The organism is Bacillus sp. ISL-41, from assembly GCF_018613235.1.
Lineage (GTDB): Bacteria > Bacillota > Bacilli > Bacillales > Cytobacillaceae > Mesobacillus.
On record NZ_JAGGQP010000044.1, the window covers coordinates 1 to 20,570 of the forward strand.

The 20,570-nt window shown below is 41.9% G+C and carries 16 protein-coding genes; 5 read left to right on the forward strand and 11 right to left on the reverse strand.

Features of this window, described 5'->3' with window-relative positions; all coding sequences use genetic code 11:
- Positions 1–205 (forward strand): hypothetical protein (locus tag J7I80_RS20625; RefSeq protein WP_214740907.1); only part of this gene is annotated, 205 nt, incomplete at its 5' end.
- Between the two features lie 46 nt (positions 206–251).
- Positions 252–449: a hypothetical protein gene (locus tag J7I80_RS20630; protein WP_214740909.1), complete on the forward strand. Its 198-nt coding sequence runs from the start codon at positions 252–254 to the stop codon at positions 447–449.
- Positions 450–615: 166 nt separating this feature from the next.
- On the opposite strand, the gene J7I80_RS20635 is transcribed toward J7I80_RS20630, so the two are convergent.
- Both J7I80_RS20635 and galU read right to left on the reverse strand, forming a co-directional pair.
- Positions 616–987 (reverse strand): hypothetical protein, encoded by a 372-nt coding sequence (locus J7I80_RS20635; protein ID WP_214740911.1) that lies wholly within the window; start codon positions 985–987, stop codon positions 616–618.
- A gap of 307 nt (positions 988–1,294) precedes the next feature.
- The gene (gene galU / locus J7I80_RS20640; RefSeq protein ID WP_214740913.1) at positions 1,295–2,191 is read right to left on the reverse strand and encodes a UTP--glucose-1-phosphate uridylyltransferase GalU; all 897 of its coding nucleotides are present in this window, start codon (positions 2,189–2,191) and stop codon (positions 1,295–1,297) included.
- Positions 2,192–2,652: 461 nt separating this feature from the next.
- Here galU and J7I80_RS20645 point away from each other — a divergent pair, with 461 nt between their 5' ends.
- A complete protein-coding gene (locus tag J7I80_RS20645) occupies positions 2,653–5,610 on the forward strand; it encodes a S8 family serine peptidase (RefSeq protein WP_214740915.1) in 2,958 nt (985 codons plus the stop codon).
- 253 nt (positions 5,611–5,863) lie between these two features.
- Here the strand turns inward: J7I80_RS20645 and J7I80_RS20650 are convergent, their stop codons facing one another.
- On the reverse strand, positions 5,864–6,559 hold the full coding sequence (locus tag J7I80_RS20650) for an N-acetylmuramoyl-L-alanine amidase (protein ID WP_214740917.1): 696 nt from the start codon (positions 6,557–6,559) through the stop codon (positions 5,864–5,866).
- A 187-nt stretch (positions 6,560–6,746) separates the two neighbouring features.
- Here J7I80_RS20650 and J7I80_RS20655 point away from each other — a divergent pair, with 187 nt between their 5' ends.
- Entirely contained in the window at positions 6,747–7,790 is a 1,044-nt protein-coding gene (locus J7I80_RS20655) for an S-layer homology domain-containing protein (RefSeq protein ID WP_214740919.1), read from the forward strand.
- 165 nt (positions 7,791–7,955) lie between these two features.
- On the opposite strand, the gene J7I80_RS20660 is transcribed toward J7I80_RS20655, so the two are convergent.
- The 6 genes from J7I80_RS20660 to J7I80_RS20685 all read right to left on the reverse strand — a co-directional run bounded on the left by J7I80_RS20660 (position 7,956) and on the right by J7I80_RS20685 (position 15,883).
- Positions 7,956–8,660 (reverse strand): hypothetical protein, encoded by a 705-nt coding sequence (locus J7I80_RS20660; RefSeq protein WP_214740921.1) that lies wholly within the window; start codon positions 8,658–8,660, stop codon positions 7,956–7,958.
- Positions 8,661–8,885: 225 nt separating this feature from the next.
- Positions 8,886–10,172 (reverse strand): hypothetical protein, encoded by a 1,287-nt coding sequence (locus J7I80_RS20665; RefSeq protein WP_214740923.1) that lies wholly within the window; start codon positions 10,170–10,172, stop codon positions 8,886–8,888.
- A 12-nt stretch (positions 10,173–10,184) separates the two neighbouring features.
- The gene (locus tag J7I80_RS20670) at positions 10,185–11,750 is read right to left on the reverse strand and encodes a hypothetical protein (RefSeq protein ID WP_214740925.1); all 1,566 of its coding nucleotides are present in this window, start codon (positions 11,748–11,750) and stop codon (positions 10,185–10,187) included.
- A 51-nt stretch (positions 11,751–11,801) separates the two neighbouring features.
- The gene (locus J7I80_RS20675) at positions 11,802–12,533 is read right to left on the reverse strand and encodes an OmpA family protein (protein WP_214740927.1); all 732 of its coding nucleotides are present in this window, start codon (positions 12,531–12,533) and stop codon (positions 11,802–11,804) included.
- 14 nt (positions 12,534–12,547) lie between these two features.
- Positions 12,548–14,500: a MotA/TolQ/ExbB proton channel family protein gene (locus J7I80_RS20680; protein WP_214740929.1), complete on the reverse strand. Its 1,953-nt coding sequence runs from the start codon at positions 14,498–14,500 to the stop codon at positions 12,548–12,550.
- A 15-nt stretch (positions 14,501–14,515) separates the two neighbouring features.
- Positions 14,516–15,883, reverse strand: a complete 1,368-nt coding sequence (locus J7I80_RS20685) for an NYN domain-containing protein (protein WP_214740931.1) — start codon at positions 15,881–15,883, stop codon at positions 14,516–14,518.
- 215 nt (positions 15,884–16,098) lie between these two features.
- Here J7I80_RS20685 and tagU point away from each other — a divergent pair, with 215 nt between their 5' ends.
- Complete coding sequence (gene tagU, locus J7I80_RS20690) at positions 16,099–17,028, forward strand: polyisoprenyl-teichoic acid--peptidoglycan teichoic acid transferase TagU (protein ID WP_214740933.1); 930 nt, start codon at positions 16,099–16,101, stop codon at positions 17,026–17,028.
- A gap of 146 nt (positions 17,029–17,174) precedes the next feature.
- On the opposite strand, the gene J7I80_RS20695 is transcribed toward tagU, so the two are convergent.
- Together J7I80_RS20695 and J7I80_RS20700 are read right to left on the reverse strand one after the other, a co-directional pair.
- Positions 17,175–18,527 (reverse strand): hypothetical protein, encoded by a 1,353-nt coding sequence (locus tag J7I80_RS20695; protein ID WP_214740935.1) that lies wholly within the window; start codon positions 18,525–18,527, stop codon positions 17,175–17,177.
- A 155-nt stretch (positions 18,528–18,682) separates the two neighbouring features.
- The gene (locus tag J7I80_RS20700) at positions 18,683–20,005 is read right to left on the reverse strand and encodes a PD-(D/E)XK nuclease family protein (RefSeq protein ID WP_214740937.1); all 1,323 of its coding nucleotides are present in this window, start codon (positions 20,003–20,005) and stop codon (positions 18,683–18,685) included.
- Positions 20,006–20,570 lie beyond the last annotated feature (565 nt).

Consider the following 20,570-nt stretch of genomic DNA (forward strand, 5'->3'; position numbering starts at 1 on the left):
TAAACTCCCCCAGCAATCACCAGCAATAGTACTAGACCAAGTAGAGTTTCCATCCAAATCATCCTCCATAAACTTCACCGCGTTAAACGGGTGGGGGTCAGACCCCCACCCGTTTAACGCGGTGAAGCAGTTCTTTCGAATTATGTCTGACTTTGTTGTCGATTTTTTTAAGTATTTGATGAACGATACTTATTATGCCTTTTGACCTATAAGGAAATACTTGGGATATCAAAAAAAGAGAGGTGAGAGGAATGGGATTACCAAATTTGAGGATGCCTACAGGTGGCGGCCGTGTATGGTGGTTCACACTAGAAAGCAGGAATGGGTTTAAGTTGCAACAAAACAAATTGACCGGGCATTATAGGGTGCTTGATCCTGCGGACTACGGGCTTGATTGGGGATTAAATGAACATGATATTCGCGACACTTTTCAAACGGTATCAAGATAATAATACAACCTAAAGGAGGTATATTTAATAATGAAAATCCAAATTCCAACCCCGATGGGACCAGTAATTGTTGAAACAGATTCTTGTGGTAAAGGGAAATAAAAGATTGATTTCAAATGACTATTAAAAATACAAAAAAGGCAGGGAATTAAACTCCCTGCCTTCGTTATGCTTTCTTCTGCCAGGCAAAACACATAAATCGCGCATCTGACGTAAGCCATTTTTGTGCATGAGCCTGATTAATTAGTTCCTTATGTTCAAAGAAAATCTTCTTGGCATAAGGAAGTTTTACATCCCTAACCGCTTCATTCAATAAACTCAAAATCCTCTTGTCCTTATTTGTCAGCATAGCAAACTCATTTGTTTCTTTTTCTTTTGCAATAACTTTGACCAAATCCTTGGATTGTTGGCTAAGCATATGAAAGTTATTTGGTTCAGTTATCCGGTTCCATTCCTTTAAAATGACTTCTCTGGCTGCCCCGTAGCGTTGTTTACTCATTAGATTCTCAATTTTAAAGACAACACTTTCGATTTTCACAATTTATCCCGTCCATAAGTTTATTTAATCTACCTCTATTTTAATTAGTAAAATAGTCCTAGTCAATCTATATTGAAGGAATATTCAAATATATTATTAATCCTTCTTTTACTTATTTAAATTAACGAAATAAATGGAGTTGGTGTTCGATAGAATTAGATAAATCAAAATGAAATAGTAACAATATTACTTTGATTTCTTTCTTGCTAGCGATAGTCAACTGTCTTAACTCGTCACTCGCTTTAACACTTTAACTCGCTGGGGGTCTGACCCCCGCTCCTTTAACGCGGCAATGTCACGCTCATGTTTACCACTTCTTCTTATCTTTACGTTCTTTTTCTAATACAACATCCAGGTATTTTAAGATATCTGAGCGGAGATTGGGATCTTTCAAGGCGAATTCAATGGTGGTTTTGACAAAGCCGATTTTTTCACCCACATCGTACCGTTTTCCTTCAAAGTTATAAGCGAAAACTCGCTGGATTTGATTGAGCTTTTGTATGGCATCTGTCAGCTGGATTTCGCCGCCCGCCCCGGTTTCCATCTGGTCAAGGAACATGAAAATTTCAGGCGTAAGGATGTAGCGTCCCATAATCGCCATGTTAGAAGGTGCAGTTCCTGGAACTGGTTTTTCAACGAGATTCTCTACAACATATCGTCGGTCCTCCAGCTCCGCCCCATCTATAATCCCATATCGGTGTGTCTCACTCATTTCCACTGGCTGTACCCCAATAATCGTGGACCTGGTCTTATCATATTGCTCCATTAACTGCGCCAAACAAGGTGTGTCACTCTGGACAACATCGTCCCCAAGCAGGACCGCAAATGGTTCATCGCCAATAAAATGCCTGGCACACCAAACCGCATGTCCTAAACCCTTAGGCTCCTTCTGCCTGATATAGTGGATATTCGCCAGATTAGATGGATACCGAACCTTTTCGAGCAAATCGAGCTTACCTTTTTGCTCCAGATTCATTTCTAGTTCAGGTGAAAAATCAAAATGATCCTCAATCGCACGCTTACCTTTACCTGTCACAATGATGATATCTTCAATTCCAGAAGCGACCGCCTCTTCCACTATATACTGGATTGTCGGCTTATCAACGATTGGCAGCATCTCCTTGGGCATTGCTTTCGTCGCCGGCAAAAAACGCGTACCCAACCCAGCAGCAGGGATAATCGCCTTTCGGACCCTTTTCTTCATATTCCCCCTCCTTTAGAAATCATCTCTTTTGGTCTTTACCTTATCAATTTATATTAGCAGTCTTATTTCTTCATGAAAATTATATTCTCTAACTACTATTATTATTTAATCAAACGTTTGATTAAAACCCCTTGAATCCAAGCCTATCAAGACCTCCGGACATCAGAACAAATAACCCTCCCTTTAACACAGTAACGCGCCGGGGGTCAGACCCCCGGCGCGTTACTGTGTTAAAGGATAAGCGGTGACGAACTCCTCATTATACGGAACATATCCTTTAATGCAGAAGCAAACGCATGGACTGTAAACTTCCAGTATGGATTCCAGGGGCAAGAACTTGAAATCACTATAGCAGAGTGAAGAGCAAAATCCAAAATTTGGATGATATCTATCACTTTAAATCCCTCTTTATACTTCCGATATAAATAGCATCAAAGTTATTCAACAAGAAGGGACAGAGTATGAATAGGAAAAGGTTTCGTAGTTTAGTTGTCGTTCCGTTGGCTGCAATGAGTCTTATGGTTACATCTGTATCTCCCGCGCTTGCATTGGAGTCACATCCTATAGCAGCAATACAGAAATCGGAAGTTGTCGTAGTTTACAAGAATACAGTCGGCCGAGAAAAGGTTTTGAATCAGGCCATCGAAGTAAAGGATGAATTCACATCCTTGAAAGCTATTAATCTAGTATTACCGGAATCTGCAATTCATTTTTTAAAAAGTGACCCTGATATCAGCTATATCGAGCATCAGGTCGATCAACAGGTTGAATTGCTGGGCACACCTGGACAATGGAATGTAGAAGCTGTCAATGCACCAGAGGCATGGTCTCAAGGGATTACTGGCCAGGGAGTAAAAGTCGCAATCATTGATACTGGGATTGCCATTCACAACGAATTGCCAAACGTTGTCCAAAGAGTCAGTTTTGTGGAGGATGACCCGGCAACCTTGATAGATGAGTCTTCCCCTCTTGACAATCATGGACATGGCACACATGTTGCCGGAATTGTCGGAGCAAAAATTGGCGGATCGATTTCAGATGGAAGTGAACTTGTAGGTGTTGCTCCCAATACCAATCTTTATTCACTAAAAGCCATGGATGGTGACGAGGGAAGTATTTTGAACGTCATCGAAGCGATTGATTGGGCAATTGCCAATGATATGGATATCATTAATCTTTCCCTTGGCCTGTCGAGCCACGTTCAGTTATTGCAGGATGCAGTTGACAGGGCATATAACGCGGGGATTTTGCTTGTTGGCGCTGCCGGCAATGATGATGTGGGCAGTCCGGTCAATTATCCCGCTAAATACGAATCAGTGATTGCCGTTTCTTCCGTTGACTACAGGAAGACACTATCCAGCTTTTCCTCTACCGGTGCCGAGATTGAATTCACAGCGCCAGGCAGTGGAATAGCCAGCACCTATGTTAATGGAAGCATTGCTATGATGAGCGGAACATCGCAGGCAGCTCCTCATATTGCAGGGTTCCTCGCGCTATTGAAGCAAAAAGACCCAACCAAAACGGCGAGCGAGCTTCGTCTTGAATTGCAAAAATATGCAGAGGACTTAGGTCCTGATGGCCGTGATGAGTTCTATGGATACGGGTTCATCGACTACAATACCTTGGACGATGTTCCACCCGCTGACGTAATGAACCTCCAAGCAGCTGCAACAACCACAGATTCTATTACAGTTTCTTTCACGAAGCCGTCTGATGATGATTTTGTAAAAACAAATCTCTACATTGACGGTGAGCTATCAGGCGAAACAACTGCTGATTCATACACATTTACAGGATTGAGTCCTGACAAGGAATACCATATTAGCTCCAAAACCGTTGACGGACATGGCAATCTTTCCAATGGTGTCAGTATTTTGGTGAAAACAAAGGCTTTACCAGATACGACCGCACCCTATGAAGTAACAGAAATAAAAGCAGAAAGTATCACAGAGACTTCCGCATTAATCTCGTGGACAAATCCCGATGATGATGACTTCGTCCATGTGAATCTTTATTTTAACGGTGAAAAAATAAAGACGGTTCTGAAAGATGCCACCCCTTCCCATACATTGACCGGCCTTACTCCTGATACTGCCTACTCTGTGCTCATCAGGACAGTCGATCAGACAGGGAACGAATCACCTGGTAAAACTGTTGCTTTCACTACAGAGGCTAGTGCAGTAGAAGATCCTGTTGAATCGCCCGCTCCTAGCGATCCAGGTGTGCAGGATCCACCAGAGTCAGGCGGAGAAGAACAGCCTGTCAACCCGGATCCATCAGAACCTGGCACACAAGAACAGCCTGTCAACCCGGTACCTACTGAACCTGCACCGCATCCAGGTGAGACAGCACCGCTACCGGATACACAAAGTGAATTATTGGTTACAAGAGAAAAGCTGGTTGAGACCAACGGTAAAATTGAACTGACTTTACCATCAACCACTGGGAAAATCATTTTCTCTCCTGATGTTTGGAATGAGTTAAGAATAATGAAAAAAGACCTCTACGTGTCTTTTAATGGATTGTCTATTTTAATGCCGAAAGAAAATATAGCGAACTTGAGACTTGAGCACCTTACCGAGATCGCTGTCAGTTCGGAAGCTTCTGCACCACCAAAAGGTGCTAATCTTTTAACTGACCTTGCAAAAATCGAGATGGTTGACCAGGTGACAAAAAGGCGAATCAATACTTTTGACAAGCCACTTACAATCACATTAGACCTTCCAGCTGTAAAAAGTGCAGGCCTTACTAAAGCAATATTCGGTGCTAGAAAAGCAGGCAGCGAGTGGCAGTTTGCAGGCGGAAATATTACCAGTGGAAAGTTAGTGCTGCACACAAGGCAATTAGCCTCTTTTGCTGTAATGGAGAATCATCGAACATTCCTGGATATTAAAAATCATTGGGCTAAACCCGAGATTGAACAGCTTGCATCACGGTTGATCATTCAGGGCAAAACAGCTGACCTATTCTCTCCTAATGAGGAGATCACACGCGCTCAGTTTGTCGTCCTGCTCTCAAGAATGCTCAGCATCCCAACCAAGGAATATTCCGGCACGTTCAGGGATGTGCCGAAAAGCCAGACATGGGCCGCCGTGTATATCGAAGCTGCCCAGCGCCACGGCATTACATCCGGACTTGGCGATGGCACATTCCAGCCGAACCGCATCATTACCCGTCAAGAAATGGCAGCCATGATCGTGCGGGCATTGAGAGTTGAAAATCCAGATGCCCTTCAGGAGAGCTCAGCTACAACTAAACCATTTACAGACGACAAGCAGCTAAGCACCACATTCAAACAAGAAATCTATCAAGCAACCAAAGCAGGCCTCATAAAAGGCCTCCCAGACGGAAGCTTCAACCCGCTAGCCAAAGCAACAAGAGCCCAAACAAGCGTAGTACTATACCGCGCACTACACTAAAGCATAAACGCGCCAGTGCGCCGGGGGTCTGACCCCCGGCGCACTGGCGCGTTAACTTTTTAAAGTCTTACCTAGCGGCCCCTTGATGAATTGTATTAACCTTTGCGGCATGGTCAATGGTTATAGGCTCCCCTTTAATCATTTTTCTTCATACTTTTAGCTATTAGCCAAATTGTGAAAGCCCCGACAATAATCAGCGTCCCAGCGGTAAGCACTGTTTCAATTTTAAAAACAAAATGATGTAGCTTCATAATCAGTTTCCTTCAAGATTTATTTTCGTCCAGTCAAACAAGCTTCCCGGATCGTTCTTTCGCTCAGGAGCGTACTCGTCATGCCCAATAATATGCTCCCTGTTTGGCAAGATTCTCTTATTCCTGGCCAGGATATCTTCTAGCAACAGGTTCAATGATTGATATTGAGCTTCTGTGTAACCAATATGTTCTTGTGGAATTTTTTTATAGGCATCGGCAGAAAGCATGGTTCCCATTTCAACTTCAGTACCGATCGCCATAAGCTCAATCCCAATGGAATAGTCATTCAAATCATCTATATATTCAGGATATCCTGCCAGCTCTCCTTTACCCGCATGCCGGGCAGCCCTGGTTTCCGGCAGCAAAAAGTAGATCTCTCCTTCACGGTCAATCATATAATGAGGAGATACATCATAATCCACAAAAATCTTCCGGATATCCTCATATATGTATGGATTCTCAGGATTCATTGCCGCATTGCTGGTAAAATGGAGCACCACATGAGTTTTACTATTGCTCCTTGGCACAAAGTTAAGCCTTGGCATAAAATCCTTGATGACAGGGATTTGAATTTCTGCGTAAACATCCTCACTCTTCTTCGTCTCAGCCTTGGCCACAACTTCCTCATGTGTTTGATCAGAACACCCACCCGTTATCAGCAAAAAAACCAGAAGAACCAGCAGAACTCTTATATTCATCTCAATCTTTTCCATTCTCTTAAAATTTATAAATATAAATTCTGTTTTTGTCTCCAAAATTCCTGCTAAGTAGTGGCATCAACCAAAATATGGATGGTGTTTCCCGCCCCACTTAGGCCAATAGACATGCTGACTTTTTCCAGTCGCCAGTTTAAACTAAGGACATATTATTAATGAGGTGAAATTTTTGAAAAAAGCTATTATTTCTATTGTTTCTGCTGTCATGCTATTTGGTGTTTTCGGAGGCAACCCTGCTGCTGCAAGCGCCTTTTCCGATATTGATTCCTCGCCGATGAAGCCGCATATCGAAAGGCTTGCACAGGAAAATATCATTAGCGGATATATGGATGGCACGTTCAGGCCAAAGGAAAAAGTAACAAGGGCACAATACGCAAAAATGCTTGCGCTTGCGATGGGACTGTCTCCTGATGCGAATGCTTCCAGACAGTTTACTGACCTGGCTGACTGGTCAAGGCCATATGTCGGCGCTTTGGTAAAAGCAGGAATCACCAATGGCAAATCCAAGACGTCTTTTGGCGGAAATGACTATATTACTAGACAGGAAATGGCCGTGATGTTCGTCCGGGCCATGGGTCTTGAAGAGTTTGTTTACATGCTCGATTACAAGGAATCATTTGCTGACTCCAACAAGATCTCAAGCTGGGCCAAACCACATGTATTTTTCCTGAAGGATATTGGTTTTGCAGATGGAAATGGAAAATACTATTTCCCACAGGATGCGACCACACGTGAAGCATTCGCCAAGCTGACCTACCGATTCACAATCGAAGAGCATAAGTACTTCGAATTAGCGTTGAACCGCATTGCTTTAGAAGTTTATGAAAATATTGAAAAAGTAACCTATTTGGGTGAAAGCCTAATAAAGGTCACCTATACCGACGGCACAGTGGAAGAAGATCAGATTGAGGTATTCCTTGATGAACTGTGGTGGAACTACCATTACTATTCACTCGATGAGATGGACGGATACGACTGGGCAGCGATGAACAGTACCGAAAAAAGGGATCTCATCATGTTCATCCTGAACTACTGGGATACAGACTATGATATCTATGTACTCACAAGGACAAAAGAAGATGCCTATAGAGTCCTGTTAGAAAGAGTAAATCTTGTATTCTTGCACGAACATCAACAATACCAGAACTTCATGCGCGAATTCATCTGGGCGGCCGTTGATACACGTACGATCGACACTGCCGATGAAGAATAAAAAGCAGGCTCGCTGGGTCCAATAACTAGGATCTGAGTGAGCTTGCTTTTTTTATAACACTATATGACTGCTTCCTCCGCAATTTCAGACAGGGCTCCCGTATAATAGTTTTTGAAAAAATTTAGCGAGTTCTCCGCACACTTCCCGTCCAGCTTACCTCCTAAATCAAACCTCCTGCAAAAACCTCATGGCCCTTTCCCTTGCCTTCTGCTCATACTTCTCCGCTGCCTTTTTTACCTCTTCAGGCTTATGGTGTTCAAGATGTGCCTGCACGAAGGAAGAATAGCCCATGACACATAGCACGTACATGACACTGCGATTTAAGAGCGGGCAGTAAGGATTATCAGGATTTATCTCGGTGCTGCTGATCAGTTGTAAATTCTTAGCTTCTTTTACATAGATGATAGAGCCTGATTCTTCCCCATCCTGAAACTTGTATCTCTCAAGGAAATAGGATGTAGTCCGCCCATCGAACTGGATATATTCAACAGGGATACAGGGAAGCTGCTGCTTCTTTAGGGCTTCCTCCGATAAACCAAGGTTCAAACGTTCATTATATTCGAATTTCAACTCCCGGAAAGTTCGCGGATCCTGCAAAACAGGCTGCTCACTTGCTCTTCCAATAAAAGTTATTATATGAATCTCTTGATCCTCAATCTCGTAAACAAATAAAATATCCGAGTCAATTATCGCTCTTTTATTCGAGTTCATTGTGATTCTGTTCGGGATTGCAAGCAGCTGGTTCAGCAATCGTTCCAATTGCGCAAATCCAATGTGCGGTCCTACTCTTTCGTTCCACCTTTTAAATGCATGTACAGTTAATTTGATTTGGACATCATCCCCCGGAAAGGAAGGTCTTACGTTAGCCACCCTTTGAACACTCCATAATACTTCTTGTTTTGAGTAGACCTTTTCATTGTCCAAAAGCTGCACGGCTTTTATTATTTTCGGTCTCCTTAATAAACTCTTAGTTTTACCCGTATTAACCATTGTTCTCATTCCCTTAGCATTTCAAGTTGATTTCCGTGGCCTTCCCTTTTCTTCCTCTTGGATTCTTCAGTTCAAAAAAATGAAGCAGGAGAACCGTCCCTCTGCTCACATTTTCTTTGAAAGCTCTCGGGATTTTTGTTGGACTAATATTATTTCTGATTGGTAGTGGACTGGGTGGACGGCTGTCTTTGCTATTGTTGCCATGGTTTGGGGCAGTATTTGGATTGTATTGTCTGGCCTGTTTTGAATAGATTGGGAGATTGCGAGTAATTCTTCTTTTCTGTTGAGCAGGTATTTTCTTTCCTCTGTAAAACGGTGCTGTGAATCTTTGGCTAGAATATCATTGGCTTTAGATTCTCGCAGATTTCCAAGCAAATTGTCCATTTTCTTATCTTTAATCTTCAGCTTCTCCTCAATCTGGTCAACAACTTTGCTGATCAACTTGACCATTGCCTCATTCAACTCAGCTTCTTGTTTTTTGGAAAAAGTCCTCTTGATTCCTGCAGATAATCTTCCTGCCTGGCTCACTCCGGCATAAGTTCCAACCATTGCACCGACTACGCCGCCTGCCGGACCAAAAATCATTGTTCCAACAATTACTGTCGCTTTCTGGCCGAGCGCTCCCAGTACTACCCTGGAAGTCGTATCGCTCACTACATTGAAAACCGCCTGGTTAATCGAGACCTCATCCGTCCAGACTCGTTTTATGTTGTAAATTGAACTAACTCCAGCAGCAATCCAGGGAATCTCGAAATCCAGCAGGTCATCTGCATGGGAAATCGTTGTCGAAGTCGCCTCAAGCACCTCATCCCTTGAAATGCTGGACACATATACCTGCGGATTCCCTTCAAAATACGGCGCCAGTTCTTCATTCACATAAACCGGGATATCCGGATATTTCTCGAGATGTTCCCGCACTCCGGCCGGGTCAGCCAGATTTTTCACCTGGAATGGCTGCCCATCGACCAATATGTCCCAACCCGGATTATTCGAGGTTTCAGGAAATTCAACATCGTGGCCCTTGGCCTGAAGCTCTGCTGCAATCATCTGTTCAGCAACATATCCCTGCAGCTGAGCCATATCCCCGGTCAATGTTTCTGTATCAATAGTGCCGGCAAATTGGCTCAAGGTAAATAAGCTCGATAGGTCCTCTGTCCGTGCAAAATCCAGCCCCTGAACAACTGCAGGATTGATCATGACATAATCATAGATGAATTCTCCGACACTGATTGCCGTAATCACTCCCGTCTGCTTCAATTGATCAGGCGGTCCGAAAAGCATCGTCTGCAGCCTGTTTCCAGAGGGCTTGTCCTCCTTAATTGAACATTTCAGCGCCTCTTCATATTCGCCATTATTCCAACGTCTCCAAAAATCCTTATTGGATATCGCCATCTTCAAACTCCCCTAAATTTTAGTAAACAAATCTGCCAGGCCGTAGTTTTCCTTTTCAAGCTTTTTAATTTTGTGGATGAAGCGAGAATGATCACTGTTCAATTGGCTCAAGCCATCTTGTAAAAAGGTCTTAGTCTCTTCTTCCTGAGCTTTTGCCGTCAGCAATTCCTGGATATGATCACGACTTGCAAGTACCGCATTCCGTTCACTCTCTTTAAAAGAACTTTGGGAATGGATTACATCATCGACCATCATATCCAAATACGAGTCAGCAACCTTCTCTTTTCCCTGGATATCCAGCGATGAAGAGAAGTTGGAGAAGCTGTTCTTCACTCTCTTAAAAAACCCGGTACTGGAATCATTCACTTTCTTGCTTCCCTTGATAAAAGCTATTTGTCCAAGTGTATTATGGTACAATTGCTTTCGCTTCAAAAATGATGAACTCACTTCCAACTGATCTAAATCAGTATTCTTCAGGGCGGACTTGATTTTCTGCCTCTCACTCACAAGTACACCCTTTTCTGCAAAAATCTTCGCACTAAGGTCATTTATTCGCTTTTCTCGCTCTGAAATTTGCTGCCTTACCGAATCCTGCTCAGCCACAATCTTCGCTAGTTCCTCCCGCAGCTCCGTATCATTCTCATACCGGCCTTCCCATTCCTGGATAAACGAATAAAAAGAAACATCCTCCCCTCCCTTGCTCATATATGGCAGAGCAATTTGCATGATGACAATTGGCAGAAGCTTTGATTTAAGAGATTTATTTTGATGATTGAACAGAAGATAACCACCGCCCAACAACATTGGAATAATGAAGAATGGGTTAGCCAGGACCGCAACGGCAGATGTCATCCCCGTATAAAAGCCAAACGGCAGAGTGAGACCGAACAAGCCCGCAAAGCTTGCCACCAGGGATGTTGCTGTAGTATAAAACGCAAATCCGCTGACCTCGACAATGATCGCAAAAACAACGCTTGTCCCGCTGGCCGCAATCGTCTTCCGCACCATTTCATCGGACAAATCATTTAGTCCCAGCTTATCTTTGATTTTCTGCTGCTTTTCTTCAGGCAAACTATGAATATAGTCATTCACCTGCGATGCGAATTTGGTCTGGTCTTCGATCGTAAAGTCCTTGAAGCTATCATCCAGCTCGCTGAACACCTTGCTCATCTGAAATTGGATCATCTTCTGCAGCAGCGTTGAGTTCGCTTGTTTTTCCGAAAAAGCCTGAAATTCTTTATCCTGCTTTTTATATTGCTGGTAAACATCCCGAATCATATTCCCACATTGGTCGGTGATTTCCTTTTCCAGCGTATATTTCATCCCTCTTAACTTTAACAGCCTGGTAATTTCAAGAAACAAATCAACCTGGATCACCTGGTCATCTGTATGCTGAAGTTTTCTCACTTCTGCTTCCAAATGTTTTGTAAAATGGTCCCCATCCTCTTTCGAGAAAACGTCCTTCGTTTTCGAAGATACAAGGTCTACGATATTGGTCTTGCACAATAAAGCATAAACCATCCTCAAGTCGCTGCCTTTCAAAGAAACCAGACTATTAGCCAATATTGCCCCATCCATTTCTTGTCACCCCTGCTGTAAAGATATTTAAAGGAGCCATACTCACTCCTTTTAGTTACTTTCATCGACCGCAAAATTCTTCAGCCTGAATTTGAATTCAACCCTGCGGGATTTTTGCCGGTCCACATTTCCATCCTTCTTTTTCAGCTGACTCTCCGAACGACCATTCGCGGTGATATCCTTCACGACCTCCGCTTTATACGGAAAATCACCGAATTCATCACTTAAAATATATCTGACGACGTTATATGCCCGCTTTTGTGACAAATCCAGGTTATCCATATAAGAACCGACATCGTCTGTATGCCCTTCAACAACAATTTCAGCGATACTTTCCTTGTTATCTTTATAAAGGACATTAAAGTAAATGGGAATAAAGGTTTTTAATTGGCCTTTAAATTCCGGCCTGACCTCAGCCTTTCCTGTCTCGAATAGGAGGTCCGCATTGAATTTAATCGCCCCTGTCTCTCTATCAATTTCAATATCAAGATTCGTCTTTTTGAATTCCGCTTCGAATTTTGCAACTATATCCTTGCGAACCCCGGTAAGCATCGCAATCTGCTTTTCTTGCTCTTCTATTTTCTTCTTGCGATCCTCTATTTCCAGCTTCCCTTTAGCAATTTCATCCTGCATCGCCTTGGTCACATTCTCGTTATGAATTGTTGTCGTAACCATGATCAGAATGACAACCAGCAAGATGGTGGCAAGCAAATCGGTAAAAGTTGGCCAAAAATCATTATCAGAGTTTGTTCCATCGAGAAGGCGCCGATACTTGTTATTCATCCATCATCACCTTCTTATTGCCCAACCGGTTCTGGGGTTTTGTCTTGTATTCCTGTAGCCAATTTCTGGACATTCGAATCAAGCGACATGATCGAGTCTTGAAGCTGGTTTAACGTAAAATACCCCACTTCTTCCATCGTAGATCTTGAAGCATCCATCGCGTCGAACTTTCTCTCGATAATGTCATTCGTTGTGCCAATATATCTCTGAAAGTGTTTAAGTGTATCTTTGAAACTATTATCCAGGCTGTCCTCAAGCAGCGAAAACAGCTTATTCATACTTTCAGACGACTTTATCACATATTCATTAAGCGCCGCCTTTAATGATTCTGACTGCTGTTGCTGCTGGACATAGTTGTTCTTGAATGTGTCCTCCATCTGGGCTGCAAGCTCTGTCAGGCGCTCATTATTTTGTTTGTAATTCTCAAAGTTAGATATGGCCTCTTTGAAGGACTGCTGGATCTGCTCATTTTGCGAGAAGCTATCCCTTAGGTAGGCATTAAAATCCTCCTGGGTCGTACGATGAGAAGATAGCTGCTCGTCCATAAGGGTCGCCAGGTTTTGGAACATCGATGTCTGCGAGTCATTCTGGACTTTAAGCTGGGCAATTTCGAACCCAAGCTTTTGAAAAAATTTCTGCAGCTTCTCCGTATTCTCGGAAAACGACTCCGACACGCTTGCAAGGTTTTCGAATGAACTGTTTTCAAGTATATGCTTCATCACGCTGGTTGCTGACTCAACTTCCTTAATATAAGACGAGTTCTTTTCCTCAATCCGCTGCTGGCTTTCCACAAGAAGTTTCTGCTGGCCGAGACTTCCATCGAAAAACTTGGCCATTTCCTCGTAAGCATCATGGACACGGTCAACAGCTGAATTGAATACATTCGAGAATTGCTCTTTGGTGGCATGATAATCCTGAACAATATTATTTAGGACAAAACTCATCTCTTTTTGCTGCTGGGCCTGAGTTGCCCAAATAGAAGCCACCTTTTCTGCTGAATATTGGACACTGTTGACAAGAGTGCTTTGAACCGCCTCCTGCTGATGGAAGTAATCAAATAATTTGCCGAAATCATCATGTATTTGCTTCGATCTTTCATTAAATAAAGCACTTACCTCGCGCATATCACCAAACAAGCGGCTGAGTTCGCCTGTATTTTTGCTAAAATCAGCATTGAACTGGTACATATTCTTTGTCGCCCTCTCAAAGTTCTTCGAAAAGTCTGCGACGTCAATGAACGATTGGCCCATCCGTTCGATTGCTTCCTTCACATCGACCATCGCGTGAATAACCTTCATATCAGAACTCTCATGGTCACTCTGGTGAATAAAATTCTCGATTTTCAGCATCAGCTGGATCAGGAGCTGTTCGGAGTTCACGATCCTGGAATGCAGGTTTATACCAATTGAATAGAGGATACCGGCAATACTCGTGTAAAATGCAGTATTAACCCCTGATAAAATATTCATTATAGAATTGTCCTTTAAACCAGCCTCAATACCAGCAAGCGAGTATACTAGTCCAACGAAGGTTCCCAAAACTCCTATCAAAATGGTGATAGAGGCATAGGTTTGAATCAGCTTCAAGTTTTTTACGATATTTGTATTCTCAAGCTGAAAATCTGCAAAATAGGATTCCAGGAAGGATGGAATATTGATTTGCAGATCATCATTCTTTTTTTCAGCCCGATATTTTGCGAGTATTTCTTTTGCTAATGGGGATGATCCAGGATCCCTGTTGATCGTCTCCAGGATCCCTTTCAAATGAATATTGAATCTCTTATTCTGGTAGATCGAGTAATAAGTGATGAATGACAATAAAAGAATCGTCGATATAACAATGATGTCGCCTGTTACTGATTGACTTTTTACTACCTTCAAAATGTTTGCTAGGAATATATAAGCAATTGGGGGTGAAAAAATGATGATATACTGCCATGCCGGCAGCACTTTAACATTACTTCTCATGTTGCTTCCTCCTTGTTAGATGATGATGCTTTCCCAATAATCCGTTATGAAATGGTGCCTGTCCTTAAAATGAGCAACCATTTCCTGTGATGTATCCTCTGGATGAATCGATATGACGTCAACCTGCACACCCTTTTCTTCATACTCTTTCATGACCGGGAGGAAGTGCTTGTCCCCCGTCAGGACAAGAATCTTAGTGTACTTATCCATTCGCTCTCTCATTTTTGCAATCAGCTTGAGGTCATCCGCATCCATTTCCCTGCCATTTTCAATTACCTTTGCTCTCTCTGTGCCATTTTCTGCTGTCAGCACTTGAAATCTTTGCGCCTCGAGGCTGACTTTAAACTCGTCCCTTCTTGCCTTTTCATAACTGGTTTTTGACTCACTCTCATCCTTCGGATAAAAAATTGCTGCATATTGATCTGAGATATTTTTCTTCTCTCCAAATACCTGCGTTAACAGCTGGCTAAAATCAATATTATAAGTATGCAGGCCAGTAAAAATATTGGCTGTATCCAGGAACACAGCAACCTTTTCTACCTTCGGAGACCGTCTGCCTTGCTGGTCAAGGAACGCAGCGATTTCTCTAAAATCATCAAAAGCATAATTATTCTGATCAAGTGCGATCATTAATAAATTTAAGTCCGAGTTATATTGATCTTCCCGGTAACTACCCGATCCGTATAGTTCTCCAGAAAAGTCCTGGATTAGAGCCTGAAATACTTTGAGATTATGAAGAAGGATTTCCAACCCGGGAGCAGAAGAGCGATCAAGAAGGTTATACATAAAAAACTGTTTGATTTCCCCTTCTTTGTTAAATAAGAAGGCATCCATTTTTAAACGATGATCTGCTTTTACCTTTATGTCGGTAATGAACTGGAAGAAGCTAATTAATTGCCTGATCCATTTTTGATTATGGAGCATTTTCGAGACGTGCTTATTTTTGAGAGAGTACTCCTCCATAGACTGAATCACTAAAACGGGGATACGATTAATCGCTGCACTCTTTTCCTTAATTAAATATCTATTAACACTCTTTATCGTTCTATGTATACTTTGTTTATTCACGAAGGCATTTTCCCCATACGAAATCAACTTTGCCTTGTTCTTGATCGAATCCAGCGGTGAAATCGCCTCAATAAATACTTGCAGGAATTCATGAGATTCCCGTGGAAGAATGGTTTCTTTTAATAGCACAATCTCATGCATCTTTGCATTTATGTAGGAAGGATCAGCTATTAAAGAATGTCCCCCACGTCTTTCAGCAAGCCGGAATACAAACTGATGATTCCCCACCATCTTAAAAAACGCCCGGTAGACCCCATCCCCTTCCTCCTCCGACAAAAAAGGAAGAACATAGAGAAACTCTCCAGATAAAGACATAAAACCAGCCCCCTTTCAACATCTATTCACCAATAAAACCAACAGATATTTAGCCCTACTAAATATATCGGCAAAAAGTCCCATTTTTTTAGAAGCAGAGGGACGGTTCTCGTGCTTCAACTTTTAAGTCTGACGATTGAAAAAACAAGCACGAGAACCGTCCCCGTGTACTCTTTTTTGTGTAAAATCTACTAGTTATGGGTAGGAATAATAATATGAAACCAAATAAAAACAATAAATGGTCTTTTGGGCTTAAGATGTTAGGCGTTATCATTCTTGTCCTCTTTATTGCTGTGGGAGGATATGCATTTTATGTGTATAATTCTTTGTCCCAAGCAGTGGATACGATGCAGGAGCCGATTGAGCGTGAGAAGTCGGAAAAGCGTCCGGAGCCTGTTACTCTGGAACAAAAGCAGCCTTTTTCTGTTTTATTGTTAGGTGTGGATGAACGTGAAGGTGACAGGGGGCGCTCTGATACTATGATTGTCGTCACTGTGAATCCAGATACAAAAACAACGAAAATGCTGAGCATTCCACGTGATACAAGGACCGAAATCATCGGTAAAGATTTTGAGGATAAAATAAATCATGCCTACGCCTTCGGCGGAGTTGAGATGTCGATGGATACGGTAGAAAACTTCCTTGATATCCCAATTGATTACTATATGAAAATCAATATGGAAGGCTTCAAGGATATTGTAGAAGCTGTAGATGGGATAACTGTTCAAAATGACCTTGATTTCACGTATGAAGGTGATTATTTCCCAAAAGGTGACATTCATCTAAACGCTGATGAAGCCTTAAATTACTCCCGGATGCGATACGAAGACCCCCGCGGCGACTTTGGGCGCCAATCTCGACAGCGTGAAATCATCAAGGGCGTAATCAAAAAAGGCGCGAGCTTTTCCTCTTTAACAAGATTCGATGAAATTTTTGATGCCTTAGGCAAAAACATCAAAACAAATATAAAGTTTGATGAAATGGTAGATATCCAGACGAATTACAAGGAATCGGCTGAAAGCATACAGCAATTGGAAATCAGCGGAAAGGGCGCAAAGATTGACGGCATCTATTATTTCATCGTAGCCGACGAAGAAAAACAAAAATTACAGCAAACATTAAAGGAGCATTTGGAACTGAAATAGACAAAAAGCCATTCCTTCTTATAGATGGAATGGCTTTTTCGGGTTTAATATTGCTTAACCAGATGATTGAATCAAACAGTGAATTAGCTAACTATTTACAGCCCCCATATCATTTTTTAAGTTTTGCTGGCGAATCCTCGATGCTGTTATTCCTCCCCGTCCCTTAATCGCTCAAAATATAAATAATCATCGTAGTTATCATATGGATTTTCAGCATTAAATTGGCTCCGGGCATGGTAATATTCCATACGGTAGGAATCTTCCGTCATCAACTCTGCTCTTTCCTGATCAGATGGTTCATAATAAGGAGTCACGGTTGGACCAGTATAAGCAGCTTTGGGTTCTGGGCGCTTTTTGTCTTTATAAGTATAAATACGCTCACTAAACGGAAGTTCGTGAATATTCACTTTCTGTATGATGATTTCCTTTATTTTTACCACCGGCTGGGTGCTGAATATGATTTCTTCATATTCAGTGACTGGATTGTCAGCTGCAGCGTTAATGGCTGCTCGGTACTCTGTGTTATTTTCCATATACCACTGCTGAATTTTTATACTATGAGAACAGTTCCACTCTTCCTTTACCTTTTCAATCCGACTTTTCACGTCCTGTTCAGGATAACGGAATTCTACAATCTTTCTTTGGCCATGGTATACTACCGCCCCAGGATTATTTGACCACCATTCCATCATCATCTTTGAATCCGCATTGTTCAAATAACCCATGAAGCGATTATCATACTCCGAGGAAGTTGATATCCTGAAGTTTTCAGCATCAGGATATGCTTCTAATTCATCAAATGGGTTACAATAAATTTTATCCCTCGGCTGATAAGCCGGGATAAATCCTCGATCATCCTCTCCTGATTCAAGCAATCGCTCGTATTCGTATTCTGCAAAGTCGAATCCATAATCAGATTCATCCCATTCGTAATTCTTTTCATAATAAACTGTTTTCGTGAATTTCAAAGAAACGATCGCTTTTTTACCCGCATCAGCTAAAGATTCATGATCCAGCTGCTGTTTCGTGCCATCCAAATAAACTAATTCTATTCGTTGATTTTCAGGGCTTAAGTATTTTCCAAGCCTTTCCCCAAGTTCACCTGATTCATGCCATTTTTTTAACAATAACCCAAAAGCGGGGTCCTGCTTCTCGGCCAGCTTGATGGCAGAGGGAATTAACAAACTAAGATTCATTTTATTGAAGAAGGGCGCTATGACTATAGTAGAATTTAAAATAGATAATTGGCCTGCAAACTCCTTAAGCTTTCTCTCTTCCTCTGCTGAGAAAATAGCTTTGACAACCGTTGTTTCTAATTGGATTGTTTTTTTACAGGTTGTGCATTCAAACGTATGGTTTATAGCATCTTTCTTTTTAAGGACAAAATCTCCATCCCCGGAACATTCGCATAGTGTCCCAGTCAGTTTTTCTGAAGTTTCCCCATTAAACCAGGCTGATTTTATAAGAAATAAATATTGGTTCTGATAGAATTTATTCATACTTGATCTCATGACCCTTCGACTAATACTATTTAATTTAATTTTTAATAAAGCAAGATGCAACTGTGGCTCGCCAGAGTTCTGCAAGATAGCGACAGGTAACTCCCTTTAAAAGAAAATGCCTGCCACACTATGCCGGTATCTCCCTGTATCTCTCAGGAATCCTGATTCCACTTCTTCAACTCATCAATTGTTTTCTTTATATCAATCAAACCTTCTTCTGTTGCTTGAATATAGTCTTTCCTCTGGGCAATGGTCATTGTTTTCCCTGCGCGCAATCTAGACGGCTTTTGCACCTGCAGTCCCTTCAACTCGGATTCTAATAAAACAGCACCCATGACCTTGCGCACCCTTGACAGATCCATCCCTTCTTCAGCTTCAAGTTTTACGCATAGCTTATTTTCCTCAAGCTGAAGGTAATAGCTTCTATCAGAAAGCGATTTCCACCAAAAGCCCCAAAAACCGCCCCGTCTGTTTGATACATATCCCCAATTGCCGTCAAACTCTTTTTGCAGCTCCATATAGAATCCCTGCCATGCAAAGTCATCCCAGTCCCTTACAGGAATGGTTCTGAACGCTTCATACTTTCTATCCAGCCACTCTAGCCTGGAAAGGTAATCGAGGAAAACATCATGATTGACGCCATTCTCTCTTCCACGCCTTAAAATAGGAAGCATATGTTTTCTTGTTAATGGAAAGTAGTGTGCAGCAGTTACAGAATGATAATTGCTCTGATCGGCAATTTTATAGTAAATCGGCAATTGAATCCATTCAGGGTTCCGTCTCGCTACGGCTTCCGAGTATCGAATAAGTTGATTCGAATGGTCTTTTGTGAACGTCTTGTCTTCTATTAAAATTGCATACTGGTCATTTACTATTGCTAGCACATCAAGGCCTTCATACTGTTTCTCAATGGTGATATTTTTAATCACTGGGACAGGCTCTTCATGTACATTGAAAATCATCGAAATAAAATCAAGCGCTGCCTGGTGCAATGGTTTATTGTTTGAGCGATAAACCTCATGGCTCCAGGCTATAAGCCAGCACAAAAACGCATCCTGTGATAACTCACTCGTCGCATAATTAAATAAGTTTGGCTGCTCGATCCCATAAGACTCACTGTCACGGGCATTTTCCAGAAGGGTTTCGACATCATGATTCCCGGTATATTCCTCCCAGTATCCCCTACCAAGGATGGATAGATAATGTACTGGCGGCCAAATCACCCTATCCTTCAAATCTACAATTCTTCCTTGTTCATCAGGATAAATCAGCAACAAACGCTCGCCATCCTGCTGGTACTTAATTTCCGGTACAGGTTCAACCCGCTTCATATAGCCACATTTCTGGTCTGAACACATATATACAGGGTGAACAACGACTTTGATCCCACCATCTTCGGTCTCGCTGTTTTTCTCCCAAACCTTCTCAATTACATTAGCTCCGCAACGCGGACAAGTATAACCGTTCATCCTCATTCACCATCTCCTCTATTTGCTTCTTGCCAGCAACTAAAAGTTTGTTTGGCACACATGGAAACTCTATATTTGGTATATCGGACAAAAGACCTACCCATGAAGTTTTCCCCAAATAATTTCTATTTTTATGTAAAAACCTTATCTTGAACAATAACTACTGTATTATATAGAACAGGATTCCCCAAGTTCTTGTCATATTCTTATGTAAGAGGTGATCTGGATGTTTCACAACTTTATAAAGTTCAACATAAAACTAACTCCTGTTTATTTATTCTTTACTCTCCTATTAATATTCGGCATTGCCCTGACCGGAGACAGGGAGACATATATTTCAGATATGGCAGCGGTAATCGCACAAATCGTTAGATTACTTTTGATTCCTAATCTTGTTTATATGTTCCGTCATAGAAAAAAGGTTGGCAGTTTCTTGGGATTAATTGGGGTTTTACCTCTCATTGCACTCCCTTTCATATTGATTGCGATATTGATGAGAATAATTTACTTATAAAAAAAGTTTTTTATTAATGTCACCGAAATCAACTTTTTATTTTTGTCGATCGTCTAA